This is a genomic window from Streptomyces sp. NPDC034037 (genome assembly GCF_055575715.1).
This window is the reverse complement of the sequence record NZ_JBVISC010000002.1, coordinates 982,431-1,001,033: the sequence shown is the minus strand read 5'-3', so window position 1 is coordinate 1,001,033 and position 18,603 is coordinate 982,431. Positions and strand designations below refer to the sequence as shown.

Here is an 18,603-nt window from a genome sequence, read left to right as displayed (position 1 = left end):
GGGGGGCACCGGAGCGACGCGACGAGGAGCGATCCATGAGCAACGGAGTCGACCCGGGTCAGCTGGACGACCAGCAGCTCATCAAGGAGCTGGAGGCCATCCACCGGACCCGGCACACCACCCTGCTGCACGGCTCGGACGACGCCCTGCGGACCCACGACGAGCGGATGGCGGAACTGGAGGGCGAGTACCTGCGCCGGCACCCGCGCCGGTCCGTCGCCCCCGGGCGGACCCGCTCGGGCGCGCGGGAGAGGGGGACCGCGGACTCATGACGGACGACCGCACCGACCCGCCCGCCGGCTCTGCGCACGACCGCACGGGCCCACCCGTACTGGCCCGGCACGGCGAGGCGCTCGACCTCTTCACCGACCGGGTGCGCGCCGTGCGCGACGACCAGTGGCAGGCGCCCACCCCCTGCACCGACTGGACCGTGCGCGACCTGGTCAACCACCTCGTGTCCGAACAGCTGTGGGTGCCGCCGCTGGTCCGCGACGGCGCCACGGTCGACGACGTCGGCGACACCTTCGACGGCGACCTGCTCGGCTCCGACCCGGTCGCCGCCTGGGAGACGGCCGCCGCCGCCTCCCGCGCGGCGTTCCGCGCGCCGCGCGCCCTGGACCGCGCCGTCCACCTCTCCTTCGGCGAGACCCCCGCCACCTTCTACTGCGGCCAGATGACCACCGACCTGGTGGTGCACGCCTGGGACCTGTCCCGCGCGATCGGCGCCGACGAGACGCTGCCCGGGGACCTGGTCGACTTCGCCGCGCGGGAGATCGAACCGTACGCGGCGGAACTGGCGAAGAGCGGCCTGTTCGATCCGCCCCTGGAGCCGCCGCCGGGCGCCGACGCGCAGAGCAGACTGCTCGCTCTGGTCGGACGCCGGGCGTGACCTGCGACCCCGCGCCCGCCATGCGGCCGATTCCTTTTGTTCACATCGGGGTAACCGACCAGCCATGAGAGTGGGCGTGGTGGACGTGGGGTCGAACACGGTACGGCTCGTCGTGGCGGATGCCGACGGGCAGGTGCCGCTGCCCGTCCACACGGTCAAGCGCCGGCTGCGGCTCGCCGAGGACGTGGAGCGCGACGGACGGCTCGGCGAGGAGCCGGTCCGCAGGCTCGTCGACGCGGTGCGCGACATCCGCGTCCAGGCCCAGCGGTGGGGCGTGGCCGAGCCCTTCGCCTTCGCCACCTCCATCGTGCGGGACGCGCCGAACCGCGCCGAGGTGCTCGACGCCGTGGAGGCCGGGGCGGGGCTCAGACTGCGCACCCTGACCGGCGAGGCCGAAGCGGAGCTGACGTTCCTCGCCGCCCGCCGCTGGATGGGGTGGCGCGCCGGGCCGCTGGTGCTCCTCGACATCGGCGGCGGGACCTTCGAGGTGGCCTTCGGGCGCAGCAGGCTCCCGGACTACGCCGCCTCGCTCCCGCTGGGCGCGGGCCGCCTGACGCGGGACTTCTTCGACGGGCAGGACCCGCCGCGCGAGCGGGACATCAAGGCGGTCCGGCGCCAGGTCCGCCACCAGCTGCGGGACGTGGCCGCGCGGATCCGCTGGGAGATGCCGCACACGGCCGTCGCCACCTCGCGTACGTTCCAGCAGCTCGCCCGGCTGTGCGGCGCCGCACCGGGCCGCTACGGCCCCTTCGTGCAGCGCGAATTGGGCCGCGTGGAGCTGGGCGCCGCCCTGAAGGAACTGGCCCGGCTGCCCGCCGAACGGCGCGCGCAGCTGCCGGGGATCTCCGCGGCCCGCGCGAGCCAGTGCCTGGCCGGCGCGGTGGTGGCGCACACGGCGATGAAGCTGACCGGCCTCGAAGTGCTGACCGTCTGCCCCTGGGCGCTGCGCGAAGGCATCCTGCTGCGCTACATCGAGGACGGCGACGCCACCTGGTGGACCCGGGAGAACCCCGGATCCACCGCCGGCACAGCGCCCGGCGATATGTCGCCCCTGCGCCTCGCCACCTCGACCTGACGCCGGACCCCGAGGCCCGGTGGATTCCGGGCCCTCAGGCCTGGTGGATCCCCGGCCAGCTGTCCGGGTCGGCGCGGGTGATGTCCGCCAGCGCCGACGTCGGGTCCTGCGCCAGCGCCAGATCGCCGAGGCTCACCATGCCCACCGGGTGGCCGTCCTCCACGACGGGCAGCCTGCGGACCGCGTGGTCGCGCATCAGATCGACCGCGTCCGCCACGGCGTCCCCGGGCGCCACCACCACGGGGTCGGGCGTGCACACGGCCTGCGCGCTGACGGTCAGCGGATCGGCCCCGTCGGCCACGGCGCGCAGCGCGATGTCCCGGTCGGTGAGCACGCCGAGGACGTGGCCGTCGGCGGCGACCAGCACATCCCCGATGTCCTGGGCGCGCATGAGCTGCGCCGCTTCGACGAGTGAGGCGTCGGGGCGCACCGCCACCACACCCGGCGTCATGACGTCCCTTACGAATTCGGCCATGGCTGAGCCCTTCCTGCGTGAGATCGGCAGAGGTTCGCCGGGGTGACTTCGCCCGCAGTACCCCTGTCCCGGCGGGCCATGCGTCGAGCCCCCCTATGCCTTGCCCTTCTTGCCCGACCCCGGCAAGAACTCCTGCACCTTCGCCTTCAGCCCCTGCCGCACCATCGAGGAGCGGCCCGCGTCGCCCTTGAGGACCGACTCCGCCGTCGCCTCCATCTGCTCCCACGTCGCGTGCGGCGGGATCGGCGGCACCGCCGGGTCGGTGCGGAAGTCCAGGACCACGGGCCCATCGGCCTCCAGGCCAGCCCGCCAGGCCGCCGTGACGTCCTCGGGACGCTCCACCCGGATGCCGGTCAGCCCGATGGAGCGCGCGAACTCCGCGTACGGCACGTCCGGCAGCGCCTGCGAGGGCAGGAACGAGGGGGCGCCGCCCATGGCCCGCATCTCCCACGTGACCTGGTTCAGGTCCTGGTTGTTCCACACGGCGACGATCAGCCGCGGATCGTCCCACCGGTGGCGGTACTTGGCGGCCGTGATCAGCTCCGCCATGCCGTTCATCTGCATCGCGCCATCACCCACCAGGGCGATGACGGGACGGTTGGGATGCGCGAACTTCGCCCCGATCGCGTACGGCACACCGCACCCCATCGTGGCGAGCGTCCCCGACAGCGAGGCCCGCATGTCACCGCGCATCGTGAGGTGACGCGCGTACCAGTTCGCCACCGAACCCGAGTCGCACGTGATGAGCGCGTTGTCGGGCAGCAGCGGGTCCAGGGCGCGCGCCACGTACTCCGGGTTCACCGGGTCCGCGGACTGCTCGGCCCTGCGCTCCATCACCTCGTTCCAGCGCCGGACGTTCGCGCGGATCTCCTCCTGCCACTCGCGGCTGACCGCGCGGCGTTCCTTGTCGATCAGCGGGATCAGCTCGCGCAGCGTCGCCCGCGCGTCGCCGACGAGGTTCACCTCGTACGGATAGCGCATGCCGACCATGTGCGGGTCGATGTCGATCTGCACGGCGCGCGCCGAGTCGAACTCCGGCAGGAACTGCGCGTAGGGGAAGCTCGAACCGATCGTCAGGAGCGTGTCGCAGTCCCGCATCATCTCGTACGAGGGGCGCGTGCCGAGCAGACCGATCGAACCGGTGACGTAGGGCAGCTCGTCGCTCAGCGCGTCCTTGCCGAGCAGCGCCTTCGCGACGCCCGCGCCGAGCAGCTCCGCGATCTCCTCGACCTCGGCGCGCGCGCCGGCCGCGCCCTGGCCGATCAGGATGGCCGCCTTGTCGCCGGCGTTCAGCACCTCCGCGGCCCGCTCCAGGGCCGTCGGCGAGGGCAGCGCCGTCCAGCCGCTGCGGTCCAGGCTGGAGGGCACCATCTTGAACTCGTGCGGCGGCGGCGAGTAGTCCAGTTCCTGCACGTCACCGGGGATGATCACGGCGGTCGGGCAGCGGCGCGCGTACGCGGTGCGGATCGCGCGGTCGATAACGTTCGGCAGCTGCTCGGGGACCGTCACCGTCTCCACGAAGTCGGACGCCACGTCCTTGAACAGCGTGTGCAGGTCGACTTCCTGCTGGTACGAGCCGCCCATCGCGCTGCGGTTCGTCTGGCCGACGATGGCGAGCACCGGCACATGGTCGAGCTTCGCGTCGTACAGCCCGTTCAGGAGGTGGATGGCGCCCGGCCCGGACGTCGCCACGCACACGCCGAGGCGCTTGCCGAACTTGGCGTACCCGACCGCCTCGAACGCCGCCATCTCCTCGTGCCGTGCCTGCACGAACCTCGGCCGGTCCTCCGCCCTGCCCCACGCGGCGAGCAGGCCGTTGATGCCGTCCCCGGGGTAGCCGAAGACCTGCTCGACCCCCCAGGCGCGCAGCCTCTCCAGGATGTGGTCGGCGACCTTGACGCTCATGACGGAACCCTCCGGAGGGATCGGGGATCGGCGGTCACCTCCGGGTGTCCGGCGGGACCCGTCAGAAACCTACGACCGGAACCGGGGTGTTTGGCCCCTCACACGCGGGGCAGGCGCAGAAACAGTGCTTCGGACCGGAGGCACGTCCGTGGGAGCGGCCGCATCGCTCGTCCCCGGGTGTGTCCCCGTCGTGGTCCGACGTCCACGCACTCCCACGGTGACCGTCCATCCCCAGGCACCCCCAAGGGAGTTGCGACGCGCCATGCGTTCCCACACGAGCACCGCCGTACCGCCCGGAAGCACCGCCGCGCCGGCCAGGAACGGGCGCCACCCGCACGACGACGCACCGGACACCACCGAGGCCTTCGAACGCCTCGTCGACCTGGACGACGGCCCCGAGCGGGACGCCCTGCGCCAGGAGGTCGTCCAGGCCTGGCTGCCCATGGCCCAGCGCCTCGCGGGCCGCTTCCGCAACCGGGGGGAGTCCCTCGACGACCTGCGCCAGGTCGCCGCCCTCGGCCTCGTCAAGGCCGTCGACCGCTACGACCCGCGGCGCGGCACCGCCTTCGAGAGCTACGCCGTCCCGACCGTCACCGGCGAGATCAAGCGGCACTTCCGCGACCACATGTGGACCCTGCACGTGCCGCGCCGCGTCCAGGACCTGCGCAACCGCGTCCGGTTCGCCCGCCAGGACCTCTCGCAGACCGTCTCCGGGCGCGCCCCGACCACCACCGAGATCGCCGAGCACGCGCACATGAGCGTGGCGGAGGCGAAGACCGGCCTGGAGGCGCTGGAGAGCTTCACCGCGCTCTCCCTGGACGCCGAACTCACAGGCAGCGAGGACGGTTACTCCCTCGGCGACGCCCTGGGCGGCTGCGACCCCGCGCTCGACGTCGTCGTCGACCGGGAGTCCGTGCGGCCCCGCATCGAGCAGCTGCCGGAGCGGGAGCGCACCATCTTGTACATGCGGTTCTTCGGCGACATGACGCAGAGCCGCATCGCCGACGAGATGGGCATCTCGCAGATGCACGTCTCCCGGCTGATCAACCGCTGCTGCGACCGGCTGCGCGACCAGGTCCTGCGGGACGCCGCCTGACCTCGGGCATCCTCACATCCCGTCGGCGCCCCGCAGGGCCAGCGCCAGATGACGGGACATCACATCGACCGCCCGCGCTTCGGCCAGCGAGAAGGCGGGCCGGGCACCGCACCGGAACAGCGTGAGGACGCCCTCCGGGGGAGCGTCCGCGCGGGCGGCGAGCGGCACGCACAGCAGGGAGGTGACCTCGGCACGCACCAGGACGTGCGCGCCGGTCGCGTCCCTGCCGAAGGCGTCCGGGTCCTCCGGGCGCACCTGGAGCGACGAGCCGCCGCGCGCCGCCTCGACCACCAGCGGGCACGCCGCAGGCTCCTGCGCCCGTACCTCGTCGACCGGCGCGCCCGGCGGGCCGAGGACGGTCGTACGCCGGGGGCGGGCGGCCCCGTCGTCGGCTATCACCCAGTCCGCGAACCGTCCGTGCAGCACGGCCGCGGCCCGTGCCAGGACGGCCGTACGGCTGCCGGCGGGGGCCGTGAGCAGCGCCGTCGTCATCGCGTCCGCCAGGTCGAGCTGGGCCGCGTGCCGGGTCGCCTCGCCCAGGTCGGGGGCGGGCCTCGGCGCGGGCGGCGGCTGCGGTGCGCGGGCCGTCTCGGGCTGCAGCACGACCAGGACCGCCGTGCGCGGCTCGGTGCCGGGGCGCAGCGCGGTGAGCGTGGCGCGTACCGGCAGGTCGGGGCTCTGCTGGAAGTGGACGACGAGGCTGCGGTCGCCCTCGCCGCGGGCGACCGCAGCGGTCTGCGAACGGAACGCGACCCGGTCGGCGTGCAGCAGGAAACCGGTCAGCGGCCGCCCCGCCGCGAAACCGGCGCGGACCCCGGTCAGCGCCGTGCCCGCGACGTTCATCCGCCGGATCACGCTCTCCCTGTCGATCAGCGCCACCGGCAGGGGCAGCCGCTGGAAGAGGGCCCGCAGCAGCCGCTCCTCGTCCCGGTCCGACGCAGCGCCGCGGTGACCGCCGGCGCCGAGACGTTCGTACGTGGGCCACAACCGGTCGGCGACATGGTCGAGTTCGAAGATCGCGGCGTCGAGCACTGTGCCCAGGTCGCCCCGCGGCACGGAACGGGCCGACTTCAATTCGGCGACACGGCGCACGAAATCCGCCAGCTCTTCACCGAACTCCTCCGTGTGAGACATGTGCCGAACCTATCGCCCGGGCCGTTTTCCGGAAGGCGGGAGGGGAAGCCGAAGCGGAGAGGAGGAACACCCCATGGCGCCCTTGCCGGACCCGGACCTGCTCCGACCGGAATCAGCGTTCCCCGGCCGCAGGCTCTCCGAACTCGCCGAACAGGCCAAGCGCTGCGCCCCCGCGTGCTGCGGCGCGAGCACCACGGTCACCGACGGCGGCGAAGAGCGCCCCGCCGCCGTCACCCACCCCGACCTGGCCGGGCTCGTCTCGGTGCAGCTGCGCTCGGGGCAGGGGCCCATCCCCGCCGCCGAGGAGCGCGGGGCCCCGGTCGACTCCGGGGACCTGCTGCGGGACGAACGCTGGCCCGAGTACCGGGCGATGGCCCTCGACTCCGGTGTGCGGTCCAGCGTCACCCTGCCCTTCCGGCGCGCCGGGCTCACGGTCACCCTGACCCTGTTCGGCTTCCGCCCCGGCGCCCTGGCCGACGTACCGCACGGCCCCGTGCGGGCCCTCGGCGACCTCGCCACGGCGAGCTTCGCGCGCGACCGGTACTACCGCGCCGCCCTCAGCGAACTCGACCAGCTGGGCACGGCCCTGCGCACCCGTCCCGTCGTGGACCAGGCGTGCGGCATCGTCATGCACGTCCTGGGCTGCGAGGCGGACGCCGCGTTCGCGGTGCTGCGCCGGATCTCCCAGACGACGAACCGCAAACTCGCAAAGGTGGCGGCGGCGCTGGTCGAGACCAAGGGCCGCGGCCTGGAACGTGAACTGGCCTCCATGGCCGACTGACCGTTCCACGACGTGCGCCGATGCCCCCCGTCGGCCCGGTGACCTGCTCCGCCGGCCCAGTCCCACCCGTACCGGAGGCGGCCACACCCGCCCGGGCCTCTCCGCCGCGACGGCGCGGGGGGACCCGTTCGCTCACCCGGCCGGGGGCCAGCGCGGGCGGGAGCGGCGGGTGCGCGGTGTCATGGGCGTACGGCCGTGGCCTGGATACACACCCGCCGGACGGGGCAGGACAGGGGCACGAGAGTGCACGGAGGTACGCATGAGGCGGACGGACCCCGAGGGCCGCGGCCCCGTCCGGTACGGGCCGCCCGTGCCGGAGGCGGGCCTGCCCGTCCTGCCGGAAGTGGCGTCCGCCGCCGCCTCGGCCGCCGCCCGCCCCGACGGCGAGACCCCCGGCGGCGGCCCCGCCCTCCTGGACGCGGCGGGCGGCTACTGGTCACGCCGCGGACTGCCCGCCGGGCACGACCACCTCGTCGCCGCCCCCGGCGCCCCGCCCCTGCTCCTTGCCCTCACCGCGGCCCTCGGCGGCGACGTCCTGCTGCCGCGCCCCTGCCCCGCCTGGTGGGCGCCCCAGGCGCGGCTGCTCGGCCACGGCGTCTACCACGTGCCGACGCCCGCCGAGTGCGGCGGCGTCCCCGACCCGTACGCCCTTCTGGAGACCGTCCGCCGCGTCCGCGCCGAGGGCGGCCGGCCACGGCTGCTCGTGCTCAGCGTCGCCGACGACCCGACCGCCACCGTGCCGCCCCCCGAGGTGCTGCACGAGGCCGTCGAGGCGGCGGCCGGCGAGGGACTGCACGTGGTCAGCGACGAGACCTGGCGCGACACCCTGCACCACCCCCGCGACACCGTCCTGATCGGCCCCGCCGAGATGGACCACGAGCGGGTGACCGTCCTTGGCGACCTCGGCGGCCCCTTCCTGCCCCCGGGCCTGCCCGCCGCCCTCGCCCGCTTCCCCCTCACGGCACAGGGCGCCGCCCTGCGCGCTCGTACTCTCGACGTCCTCACCGCCCTCGGCGCGTCCCTGGCGGCCCCGGCCGCCGCCGCTGCGGCGTACGCGCTGGCCGAACCGGACGAGGTCACCGAGCGGCTGGCGGCCACCGTCCGCCTGCACGCACGCGTGGCCACCGCCGCGCGCCGCGCCGTCCTGGCCGCCGGCGCACTGGCCAGGCCCCCGCAGGCGGGCCGCCACCTCTACGTCGACCTCGGCCCGCTGCGCCCCGCGCTCGCCGCGCGCGGCGTCGGCGACGCCCAGGACCTGGAGGACTTCCTCGGCACCCGCCTCGGGATGCCCGCGCCCGGCGGCCACCGGTTCGGCGACGCCATCGACGCGCTGCGCGTACGGCTGTCCACCGGACCGCTCCTCGGCTCAACCCCCGAGGAGCGCCTGGCGTCTCTGGACGCACCGGACCCCCTGGCATTGCCGCACGTGGACCGGGCGTTGCGCATATGCGCGGCCGCCTTCGACGACCTCCGCGCGGAAGCACGGTGAAGGGAGCCCCCTCGGTGACCCAGCAGCAGGCGCACGAGCAGGCGCGGCGGGGGCGCTCGCGGCAGCAGGAACTCCCTCCGACCGCGCCGCCGCCCCCGCTCGGCGGCCCCCGCCGGTGGCCCCGGTCGTTCGCCGACCGGCTGACCACGCCGCTGCCCGGCCTGCGCGCCTTCGCGCGGTTCGCCCGCGAAGGGGCCCTGCGGCCCGGCCCCGAAGGCCTCGCCGACCTCGGACGGCTGCCCTACGAGCCCGGCCCCCTGCCCCCGGTCGACGCCGACACGGTCGCGGTCACCTGGGCGGGCCACGCCAGTTGGATCGTCCGCATCGGCGGCCTGACCGTCCTCACCGACCCGGTCTGGTCCCGCAGGATCCTCGGCACCCCGGCCCGGATCACCCCCGTGGGCGTCGCCTGGAGCGCGCTGCCGCGCGTGGACGCGGTCGTCATCAGCCACAACCACTACGACCACCTGGACGCGCCGACCCTGCGCCGGCTCCCGAGGGACACCCCGGTCTTCGTCCCCGCCGGGCTCGGCCGCTGGTTCACCCGCCGCCGCTTCAGCCGCGTCACGGAACTCGACTGGTGGGAGGGCGCACGGCTGCGCGGGGTGCGCCTCGACTTCGTGCCCGCCCACCACTGGTCCAAGCGGGGCCTGCTGGACACCTGCCGTACGTTGTGGGGCGGCTGGGTCCTGACCGACGCCCGGGGGCGGCGGGTCCACTTCGCGGGCGACACCGGCTACGGCCACTGGTTCCGGCGGATCGGCGATCGCTTTCCCGGCATCGACCTCGCGCTCTTGCCCATCGGCGCGTACGACCCGCGATGGTGGCTCAGCGACGTCCACTGCGACCCCGAGGAAGCGGTCCAGGCGGCGCTCGACCTCGGCGCCCGGCGGATGGCCCCCATGCACTGGGGCACGTTCCTGCTCTCCGCCGAGCCGGTCCTCGAACCCCTCACCCGGGTCCGCGCGGCCTGGGAGAGGACCGGCCGGCCCCGCGAGGACCTGTGGGACCTGCCGGTGGGGGCGTCCCGAGTACTGGACTGAGGCCGCCCGCGCCCCGACACGGCCCAGGCCGACAACCCCGCAGACGCGACCTAGGCGGGGGCGCCCCGCACCCTGCGCCACGCGCTCGGCGCCACGCTGATCAGCACCGTCAGCGCGATCGCCAACGCGACCCCCTCCCAGGGCTCCTTGAACAGCGAGCCGCCCAGGACGCCGATCAACTGGTACGTCACCGCCCACGCCAGGCACGCGGGCATGTCCCCGCGGGCGAACCGGCGCAGCGGCATGTCGGCCATCAGGCACGCCAGCATCACCGGGATCCGCCCGGCGGGCACGAGCCGGGACAGCACCAGGACCATGACCCCGTGGTCCCGCAACTTGTCCTGCGCCTGCGCGAGCCGCTCCTCGGGCGCCCGATCGCGGAGCGCCTTGAGCCAGCGCGAGCCGTTCTTCGACCGCAAGCCGCGCCGCCCCAGCCAGTACAGGGCGATGTCGCCGAGGAACGCGGCGAGCGCGGCGACACCGAAGACGATCAGCAGCGCGTACGGCGGCATCCGGTGCAGGGCCACCACCGCCGCCGAGCTGACCAGCGCGCCCGTCGGCACCACCGGCACCAGCGCGCCGATCACCACCAGCAGGAACAGCGACGGATAGGCGACGGCCTGCTGGGTGCTCTGCGGCGACACCTGGGCCGCCACGGCGAGGATCACCCGGACACCTCCGGCAGCACGCTCTCGCCGTGGGCGAGCCGGTGCACCGCCACCTTCGGGGCAAGCCGCGCCGCGTGGCGCACGAACTCGTGCCCCGGCGCGTGGAATTCGTGGGGACGCACCGCGTCCATCCCTATCGGCCAGTACGTGCCGTAGTGCACCGGGATCGCGCTGCGCGGCGCGATGCGGGCGAGCGCCTCGGCGGCCCGGCCCGCGTCCAGATGCCCGTGCCCCAGATAGGGCCCCCAGCCGCCGACCGGCAGCAGCGCCACGTCCACGTCCCCGACCTCGGCCGCCATCGAGTCGAACAGCCCGGTGTCCCCCGCGAAGTAGGTGCGGGCCTCACCGTGCACGACGTAGCCGAGCGCGGGGGAGTGCTGCGGCCCCATGGGCAGCCGCCGCCCGTCGTGCAGCGCCGGGACCACGCGTACGACCACGTCGCCGACCGGGACCTCCTCGCCGGGCCCGACCTCGGTGAAGCGCAGGTGGGACAGTCTGCGGGTCAGTCCGGGCACCGAGCGTGCCGCGCCGCGCGGGAGCAGCACACGGGTGCCCGGCGCGAGCCGCGCGAGCGAGGGAATGTGCAGGTGGTCGGCGTGCAGATGCGACACGAGCACGACGTCGGCGACCGCCGCGCCGGGCGGTGGCGGCGCGCCCCTGCGCCGCCGCAGATGCGCGAGACGGCGGGCGAAAAGGGGGTCGGTGAGTACGCGGACGCCCGAATCCTCGACCGTGCAAGTGGCGTGGCCCCACCATGTGACCTCGACGGGCACCCGGTTCCTCCTTCGTACGACTGTCTCAGAGCCTACGGCCAGGAGTAGGGTCGGCGGCCGGGACCGAGGTGAGGGGGACGCCATGGGACAGGCCCCGGGCGCCGGCGGGCATGTGGTGCGGGCGGCGGCCATCGCCAGCCTCACCCCTCTGGAGGAGCTGGACGCCGACCCCTTCCTGGTCGATTCGCGCAGCCAGTACGCGCTCTGCGCGCGCTGGGCCGCCGACCAGGGCTATGTGATCACCCGCGAATTCCTCGTACGGGAGCTGCGCGCGGACCACGTGATGCTGTGGGCCGATGTCGAGGCGGGCCTCGTCGACCTCTTCGTCGTGCCGAGCCGCCGCGTCCTGGAGCGCGCCCTGCGCTGCCCCGAGGAGTTCACCGCGGAGTGCGCGCGGCGAGGGGTGCGGATGGAGACGGCGGGCCTCGCCGAACCCGCGTACGACGCGCGCATGAAGGCCAGGGTGCACCGCCGCCTGTCCATGCCGACCGCGGGCTACGACGGCCGCTGACCTTCCTTGATCGAGCCGCTGACCTTCGTGGACCGAGCCGCTGACCGTCCTTGATCGACGGGCGCCGGGCCCCGCCCCGACGGGTTGTGACACGCTGGTGTCCGGTTCGGGGGGAAGGGCGAGAGGGCAGGGCGTGGGGAGAGCACGGTGGCGCAGGGTCGGCAGCACCCTGTGGCGGGTGGTCGCGGTCTGGGCGGTCAGCACCCTGACGATGCTCGTCCTCGCCGGGATCCTGCCGGACTTCAAGCTCCAGGCGGACGACGGCGACAGCGCCACCCGCATCGCGGTCACCGCCGCCTACGGCGCCGGCGCCTTCGGTCTGCTCTCCGCCCTGGTGTGGCCGCTGCTGGTGCGCGCCCTGCTGCTCGTGCCCGCCCTCGTGCTCGGCGTGCTCGCCTTCTTCCTCAACGGCTCGCTCCTGCTGCTCGCCCTGAGCCTCATCCCCGAGGACCGGGGCGAGGCCGGCGCGGAGACCGCCGTCGTCGTCGCCGCGGTGATGTCGGCCGTCGCCTCGGCCGCGGGCGGCGCCCTCGCCGTCCGGGACGACGACGCCTACCGGCGACGCCTGTACCGCCTCGCCGACCGCCGCAAGCGGCGCGGCACCCGGGAGCGGCCGGGCCCCATCGCCCCCGGCACCGTCTTCATCCAGCTGGACGGCGTCGGCCACGACGTGCTGCGCGGCGCCGTCGCCAAGGGCCTCATGCCCACCGTCGGCCGCTGGCTGGGGGAGGAGGGCGCCGCGACCCACCGCCTGACCCCCTGGCGCACCGACTGGTCCAGCCAGACCGGCGCCAGCCAGCTCGGCATCCTGCACGGCTCCAACCACGACGTGCCCGCATTCCGGTGGTACGAGAAGGACACCGGCGAGGTCATGGTCAGCAACCGGCCCGCCTCCGCCGTCGAGTTGCAGCGCCGCGCCGTCCGCCGCGCCGGGGACGGCGGCCTGCTCACCGTCGACGGGGCCAGCCGCGGCAACCTCTTCAGCGGGGGCGCCGAGCAGCTCGCGCTCGTCCTGTCCATGGCCGCGCGCAGGGACAAGAAGAACCGTTCGCGCGCCGGATACTTCGCCTACTTCTCCGATCCCGCCAACGCCGTGCGCACCGCGCTCTCCTTCGTCGCGGAGGTCTTCCGGGAGATCGGCGAGTCCACGCGCGCCCGCGTCGAGCGCCGCCGCCCGCGCGTGGGCCGCGGCGGGCTCTACCCCTTCATCCGCGCCTTCGCGACCGTCGTGGAGCGGGACGTGGTGGTCGCCGCCGTCATCGGCGACATGCTCGCCGGGCGCAGCGCGGTCTACGCCGACCTCGTCGCCTACGACGAAGTGGCGCACCACTCCGGGCCGACCGGACCCGACGTGGAGAAGGTCCTCCGGCGCCTGGACCGCTCGCTCGCGCTGCTCGCCCAGGTCGCCGAGCACGCGCCGCGCGCCTACCGCATCGTGCTGCTCTCCGACCACGGGCAGAGCCCGGGCGAGACCTTCCGCGCCCGCTACGGCCTCACCCTCGCCGACCTCGTGCGGGCCGGCTGCGGACTGCCCGTGCCGCGCCGGGCGCGGCGCACGCACAGCGGCGCCGAGGCCCGGGCCGCGGTACGGGCGGCGCTGCGCCGCCCGGTCGAGGAGGGCGCGGGGGAGCACCGCCCGGCCCACCACGCGGAGCCGATCGTGCTGGCCTCCGGCAATCTGGGGCTCGTGTCCTTCCCCGACGTGGGGCACCGCATGACCCGCGAGGAGATCGACCGCCGCCATCCGGCGCTGCTGCCCACCCTCGCCGACCACCCGGGCGTCGGCTTCCTCCTCGTACGCAGTGCGGAGCGCGGCCCGCTGGTGCTCGGGGCGCGGGGCGCCGAGGTGTACCTGGACGAGGAGCCGGCCGACCTCGGGCCGCTCGCGGACTTCGGGCCGGGGGCGGCGGACGCGGTGCGCCGCACCGACGGCTTTCCGCACGCCGCCGACATCATGGTGAACTCCTGGTACGACCCGCTCGAGGGCGAGGTGCTCGCCTTCGAGGAGCAGATCGGCTCGCACGGCGGGCTCGGCGGCGCGCAGAGCCGTGCCTTCCTGCTGTCCCCGCTCGTGCTCTCCGCCCCCGTCGCGGACGGCCAGGAGCTGGTCGGCGCCGAAGCGGTCCACCGGGTGCTGCGCCGCTGGCTGGGCGAGGCGCTGGGGCCCGAGGTGCCGGTGACCGTCGCGGAGGCTCCCGTTCCGGTGAATGATCCACTGCCCGAGGAGCCCGTCGGCACAGCTTTTGCGGCCGCCGACCCGGCCGTGCAGGACAAAACACGCTGATTTGGAGCAGCGTCCGCCGTGCCCGACCATGGCTTCGCCCGGCGATCCCGGGCACCCGGGCACGACGAGAGGCGCAGCACCCCATGCACGACACCGGAACCGCACCGCAGTCGGCTCCGGCCCCCGAACAGGCACCGCCGGCACCGGAACCGGCACTGGCGGAACAGGCACCGGCACCGGCGGAACAGGCGCCCAGCAAGCACGCCAGGCGCTTCGGGTTGCCGATCGCCACCTGTCTCGTGACGGGCAACATCATCGGCGGCGGCATCTTCCTGCTCCCGGCCTCCGTCGCGCCCTTCGGCACGATCAGCCTGGTCGCCTTCGGAGTCCTGACCGTCGGCGCGATAGCCCTGGCACTCGTCTTCGGGCGCCTGGCCGAACGCGACCCGCGCACCGGCGGCCCCTACGTCTACGCCCGCGAGGCCTTCGGCGACTTCGCGGGCTTCCTGGCCGCCTGGTCGTACTGGATCACCACCTGGGTCTCCAACGCGGCCCTTGCCGTCGCCGCCGTGGGCTACCTGGACGTGCTCATCCCCGTCGACGAGCACAAGTGGACCGCCTGCCTCGCCGCCCTCGCCCTGCAACTCCTGCCCGCCCTCGCCAACTTCGCGGGCACCCGGTACGTCGGCGCGGTCCAGCTCGTCGCCACCGTACTGAAGTTCCTGCCGCTGCTGCTCGTCGCCGTCGGCGGCCTCTTCTTCTTCGACAGCGCCAACCTCGGGCCCTTCCGGGCGAGCGACGACAGTCCGGTCGGCGCCGTCTCGGCGGCCGCCGCCATCCTGCTCTTCTCCTACCTCGGCGTGGAGTCGGCCGCCGTCAGCGCCGGCGAGGTGCGCGACCCCCGGCGCAACGTCGGACGCGCCACCATCCTCGGCACGCTCGGCGCCGCGCTCGTCTACCTGCTCGGTACCCTCGCCGTCTTCGGGACCGTCGCGCACGACGAGCTGGTGGGCTCCAGCGCGCCCTTCTCGGACGCCGTGAACGCCATGTTCGGCGGCTCCTGGGGCGGCACCGCCGTCGCGCTGGCCGCCCTTGTCTCCATGGTCGGCGCCCTCAACGGCTGGACGCTGCTGAGCGCCCAGACGCCGTACGCGGCCGCGCGGGACGGCCTCTTCCCGAGCGCGTTCGCGAAGAAGAAGCGCGGCGTGCCGACCGTCGGCGTCCTCGTCACCGTCGTCCTCGCCTCGCTGCTGACCGTCTACAACTACACGGCGGGCTCCGGCGGCGTCTTCGAGTCGCTGGTCCTGATCACGACGTTCACCGCGACCGTGCCGTACCTGCTGGCGACCGTCGCGCAGATCTACTTCCTGGTCTCCGGGCAGGGCGAGCGCGTCCACCGCGGGCGCTTGGTGCGCGACGGGCTCCTCGCGGGCGTCGCGTTCGCGTTCTCCCTGTGGCTGGTCGCCGGCTCCGGGTACGCGGCCGTCTACCAGGGCGTGCTCTTCCTGTTCCTCGGGGTGCTGGTGTACGCGGTGATGGCGGCCCGCAAGCAGCGGACCGCCACCTCTCGCGCCTGAGCCCCGGGGCCTACCTCGCCAGGGGGGGGCGACGACCCAGCGCCGCGTCCGGAACATGCTGTCCGGCGAGCCGATCTCGATCAGCTTTCGGGCCGCGGGGTACGCCTCGTCGCCGTCCAGCTCGTAGCCGACCTCGACGCTCCCGCGCACCTGCGCCGCCGCCTCGAACACTTCAGGCACCGGCGCCGACCGCATGCGGCCCGTTTTCGCCGCGGGCCTCCCGGCGGCCGGCCGCCGGTTCCGGCGTGGGCCACGCGCGGGGACGGATGCGTGCACGGGCCATGACGTCCAGCACCTCGATGTGCCACTGGCGGACATGCGTGGCCCTGAGGCAGTGGTACAGCAGCCGCTCGTATGCCTCGTCGGTGCCGATCCGCAGCAGCGCCCGTACGACGGTCTCCTGGGTGTGGGGATGCAAGTCGGCGTCGAGCAGCGCGGCCAGGGGCTCGACGCAGTCCGGTGTGCCCCGCTCACACAGGGCGTCGCGCGCCGCCTCCCGGGTCGGGGGCACCGCCGCCAGCCGGCCCAGCGCCCGCGTCGCCTCGGCCTCGGAGCGAACGGCAAGCGCCGCGACGAGTTGGTCCGCGGCGACCTCGCGTACGTCATCCGCGAGCTGGACGAGGACGGGCAAGGCCGCGGCGCCGATCCGGCCGAGGGCGCGCGCGGCGGCCCGCGCGATGTCGGGCTCCGGGTCGTGCGCGACGACCTCCCCGAGCGCCCTGGCCGCCGCCGGCACCGGGAAACCGCCCAACGCCGTCGCGGCCCGCCCCCGTATCGCCTCGTGCGGGGAGCGGGCGCACGCCAACACCACCGGCAGCGTGTCCGGCGCGCCGATCAGGCCGAGGGCCCGCACCGCGCGGGCGCGCACGGTGCCGGGCTGCCCCTCGTCCCGCGCCAGGGCCGCGAGGGGTGCGGATCCCGCCCGGAGCCGAAGGGCGCCGAGCGCGTCCACGACCGAGGTGCGCACCGCCGTCGGGGACGTGTCGTCCGCCAGGGCGGCCAGCAGCGAGGGTACGGCGGCCGCGTACCGGGCCGCTCCCAACGTCCGTGCCGCACCGCTCCGTTGGGCCGAGGGCCGGTCCGGGTCGGCGAGCAGGGCCAGGGCCTCCCGTAGCGGCGGCTTGCGCAGGCCGGCGAGCAGGTCCGACACTGTGTCGCTGATCCGCGCGTCGCCCAGGGCCACCAGCAGCGCCTCGCCCACTCCGGGGCCCGCGCAGGCGGCGAGGGCACGGGCGGCTGCCCGGCGCACGGTCGGTGCCGCTGCCTCTCGCAGGTGGTGCCGGAGCAGGGCGACGTACGCGGACCGGCCGGGCACGTCCACGCCGAAGAGGCCGGGGGCGTCCGCGACACGGTCGCAGACGGCGGCCACGGCGTGCGGCGGGCACGCGGCGTCGTGCGGTGCGTGGGCCGCCGCCCGGAGCACACCCCACAGAAACTCCCGGCCGCCCCCGGTCCGGGAGAGCAGGGCCGTCGCGAGGCGGCCCGTGTCGGGGTCCGGGTCGCGCTGCGTCTCGCGCAGCACCTCCTCGGCGGACGGATAGCGGCGTCCGGGCGGCCAGGCGCGGGCCCGCAGCGCGTACAGCGCCCGGAGCGCGGCCCGGCGCAGGTGCGTGTCCGAGGTGGGGGAGTGCACGAGGACGAGGAGCGCGGAGCCGGCGCGCGGGTCGCCGATCGCCCCGAGCGTGCGTACCAGGTGTCCCGCGTGGTCGGGCAGATAGTGCCAGAGGGAGGCGAGGAGCGGCGTCACCGCCTCGCGCGGGCGCAGCCGGGCCAGCGCGTCGAGCACCGGCACGGCCGTGTACCTGTGGTGGTCGCCCGCCACCAGGTCGAGCACGTGGAGGAGTCCGCCTACGGCCTCCGGACCCCCGATGGCGGCCAGCGCCTCGCACACGGACTCAACCGGTTGTACGCGACTGTCGCGCCCTTCGGCCAGCAGCCGCACCAGTGCCGGCACCGCGCGCCGCTCCCGCAGCCGACCCAGCGACTCCGCGGCGCACCAGCGCAGTCCAGGATGTGTCCCGTCGTTCCGCCGGAGGCAGGCGAGGAGCGCCTCGACGGCCTCCGGCGATCCCGTGCTGCCGCCCAGCAGTCGGACCGCCGACTCCGCGATGTCCTGGTCAGCGGACCGTGCGGCCCGGCACAGGCCCACGACATCGCCCTCCACGCGCATCCGCACCAGCTCGGCCCACGACGTCGCCCGCTCCACTCAGGCCTCCCCGCCCGCCGGGTCCGACATCGCCACGTACACCGGTGTCCCGATGACGACCGTCATCTCCCGCCCGTCCTCCCGTGTCACGGTGCCACGCAGCAACTGACGTGCCAGGAACTCGCCGTACACCGGTGGTACCGTCAACGCCTCGGCGCACTGGCGTACTTCGCGCATGATGCTGGCTCCGTCCGCGGTGCGCCTACCGTTCCGCCGGGGGACCCTCATCTGCGATTCCCATTCGGGCGGGAAGTCCCGCAGCAGTGCGAACATCGACGGCAGTCCCGAGAAACCGACCCTGGGCATGTCGGGCGCGATCTGGTAGCCGATCAAGTGGTGGGCCGAGCCGATGAGCGCGACCAGCGTGTCACCGTCCTCGCCCATCATCAGCGTCGGTCCGTTCGCGTCGCCGTACCCCGCGATCCGCAACCCCAGGTCCCCGCGGAACCAGGCCGTCGGCTCCGTCATCCAGCCGACGTCGAACTCCCGCTCCAGGTAGGCCTCCACGAGGTCGAGACGGTCGTACGCGCTCGTGTCGGCGCGCGGTGACTGCACCGCCACGCTCACGACCTTCAGGTCGACCTTGGCCTCGACGGCGAGACGCCGCAGCAGCCTCGGCGGGATCTGCCCGTACAGCATGTCCACCTTGGCAGTGGAGACGTAGAGGTAGTACCGCACGCCTGACCAGCCCCCCGGACGGTGTGTACGTCGGCCGCAGCATCCCATACTTGCCGCACTTGCGGACCAGGATCACCGG

17 protein-coding genes are annotated in these 18,603 nt (G+C 74.6%); 10 read left to right on the top strand and 7 right to left on the bottom strand.

The annotated features are described in order from the left end of the window. The first annotated feature begins 35 nt into the window (after positions 1-35). The 3 genes from ACZ516_RS09980 to ACZ516_RS09970 all read left to right on the top strand — a co-directional run bounded on the left by ACZ516_RS09980 (position 36) and on the right by ACZ516_RS09970 (position 1,964). Positions 36-272: a DUF6158 family protein gene (locus tag ACZ516_RS09980; RefSeq protein WP_358589172.1), complete on the top strand. Its 237-nt coding sequence runs from the start codon at positions 36-38 to the stop codon at positions 270-272. Further along, positions 269-889 carry a TIGR03086 family metal-binding protein gene (locus ACZ516_RS09975; RefSeq protein WP_361084093.1) on the top strand — a complete coding sequence of 207 codons (621 nt, stop codon included), beginning with the start codon at positions 269-271 and terminating at the stop codon, positions 887-889. The genes ACZ516_RS09980 and ACZ516_RS09975 overlap by 4 nt, the downstream gene beginning before the upstream one ends. Before the next feature lie 64 nt (positions 890-953). Next, a complete protein-coding gene (locus ACZ516_RS09970; RefSeq protein ID WP_469009478.1) occupies positions 954-1,964 on the top strand; it encodes a Ppx/GppA family phosphatase in 1,011 nt (336 codons plus the stop codon). Positions 1,965-1,998: 34 nt separating this feature from the next. Here the strand turns inward: ACZ516_RS09970 and ACZ516_RS09965 are convergent, their stop codons facing one another. Continuing rightward, entirely contained in the window at positions 1,999-2,439 is a 441-nt protein-coding gene (locus tag ACZ516_RS09965; RefSeq protein WP_358589178.1) for a CBS domain-containing protein, read from the bottom strand. Positions 2,440-2,532: 93 nt separating this feature from the next. After that, on the bottom strand, positions 2,533-4,344 hold the full coding sequence (locus ACZ516_RS09960; protein ID WP_469009476.1) for a thiamine pyrophosphate-requiring protein: 1,812 nt from the start codon (positions 4,342-4,344) through the stop codon (positions 2,533-2,535). A gap of 262 nt (positions 4,345-4,606) precedes the next feature. On the opposite strand from ACZ516_RS09960, the gene ACZ516_RS09955 reads away from it, so the two are divergent. Further along, a complete protein-coding gene (locus tag ACZ516_RS09955) occupies positions 4,607-5,440 on the top strand; it encodes an RNA polymerase sigma factor SigF (RefSeq protein WP_469009474.1) in 834 nt (277 codons plus the stop codon). A 12-nt stretch (positions 5,441-5,452) separates the two neighbouring features. On the opposite strand, the gene ACZ516_RS09950 is transcribed toward ACZ516_RS09955, so the two are convergent. Further along, positions 5,453-6,574 (bottom strand): nitrogen regulation protein NR(II), encoded by a 1,122-nt coding sequence (locus tag ACZ516_RS09950; RefSeq protein WP_469009473.1) that lies wholly within the window; start codon positions 6,572-6,574, stop codon positions 5,453-5,455. Positions 6,575-6,647: 73 nt separating this feature from the next. Here ACZ516_RS09950 and ACZ516_RS09945 point away from each other — a divergent pair, with 73 nt between their 5' ends. From ACZ516_RS09945 to ACZ516_RS09935, 3 genes are all read left to right on the top strand, one after another. Then, on the top strand, positions 6,648-7,355 hold the full coding sequence (locus ACZ516_RS09945; RefSeq protein ID WP_469009471.1) for an ANTAR domain-containing response regulator: 708 nt from the start codon (positions 6,648-6,650) through the stop codon (positions 7,353-7,355). Positions 7,356-7,614: 259 nt separating this feature from the next. Then, a complete protein-coding gene (locus ACZ516_RS09940) occupies positions 7,615-8,844 on the top strand; it encodes an aminotransferase class I/II-fold pyridoxal phosphate-dependent enzyme (RefSeq protein WP_469009469.1) in 1,230 nt (409 codons plus the stop codon). A gap of 14 nt (positions 8,845-8,858) precedes the next feature. Continuing rightward, positions 8,859-9,887 carry an MBL fold metallo-hydrolase gene (locus ACZ516_RS09935; RefSeq protein WP_361084112.1) on the top strand — a complete coding sequence of 343 codons (1,029 nt, stop codon included), beginning with the start codon at positions 8,859-8,861 and terminating at the stop codon, positions 9,885-9,887. A 50-nt stretch (positions 9,888-9,937) separates the two neighbouring features. Here ACZ516_RS09935 and ACZ516_RS09930 read toward each other — a convergent pair whose 3' ends face one another. Together ACZ516_RS09930 and ACZ516_RS09925 are read right to left on the bottom strand one after the other, a co-directional pair. Further along, positions 9,938-10,555 (bottom strand): DedA family protein, encoded by a 618-nt coding sequence (locus ACZ516_RS09930; protein ID WP_358590579.1) that lies wholly within the window; start codon positions 10,553-10,555, stop codon positions 9,938-9,940. Beyond that, the gene (locus ACZ516_RS09925) at positions 10,552-11,328 is read right to left on the bottom strand and encodes an MBL fold metallo-hydrolase (protein ID WP_361086497.1); all 777 of its coding nucleotides are present in this window, start codon (positions 11,326-11,328) and stop codon (positions 10,552-10,554) included. The genes ACZ516_RS09930 and ACZ516_RS09925 overlap by 4 nt, the downstream gene beginning before the upstream one ends. An 82-nt stretch (positions 11,329-11,410) precedes the next feature. On the opposite strand from ACZ516_RS09925, the gene ACZ516_RS09920 reads away from it, so the two are divergent. From ACZ516_RS09920 to ACZ516_RS09910, 3 genes are all read left to right on the top strand, one after another. Continuing rightward, positions 11,411-11,839: a hypothetical protein gene (locus tag ACZ516_RS09920; RefSeq protein WP_469009467.1), complete on the top strand. Its 429-nt coding sequence runs from the start codon at positions 11,411-11,413 to the stop codon at positions 11,837-11,839. A gap of 133 nt (positions 11,840-11,972) precedes the next feature. Then, the gene (locus tag ACZ516_RS09915) at positions 11,973-14,123 is read left to right on the top strand and encodes a phage holin family protein (protein ID WP_469009465.1); all 2,151 of its coding nucleotides are present in this window, start codon (positions 11,973-11,975) and stop codon (positions 14,121-14,123) included. 83 nt (positions 14,124-14,206) lie between these two features. Continuing rightward, positions 14,207-15,640, top strand: a complete 1,434-nt coding sequence (locus ACZ516_RS09910; protein ID WP_469009464.1) for an amino acid permease — start codon at positions 14,207-14,209, stop codon at positions 15,638-15,640. A gap of 172 nt (positions 15,641-15,812) precedes the next feature. Here ACZ516_RS09910 and ACZ516_RS09905 read toward each other — a convergent pair whose 3' ends face one another. Next, complete coding sequence (locus tag ACZ516_RS09905; protein ID WP_469009462.1) at positions 15,813-17,846, bottom strand: HEAT repeat domain-containing protein; 2,034 nt, start codon at positions 17,844-17,846, stop codon at positions 15,813-15,815. Further along, positions 17,847-18,524 (bottom strand): DUF7019 family protein, encoded by a 678-nt coding sequence (locus tag ACZ516_RS09900; RefSeq protein ID WP_469009461.1) that lies wholly within the window; start codon positions 18,522-18,524, stop codon positions 17,847-17,849. Between the last annotated feature and the right edge of the window lie 79 nt (positions 18,525-18,603).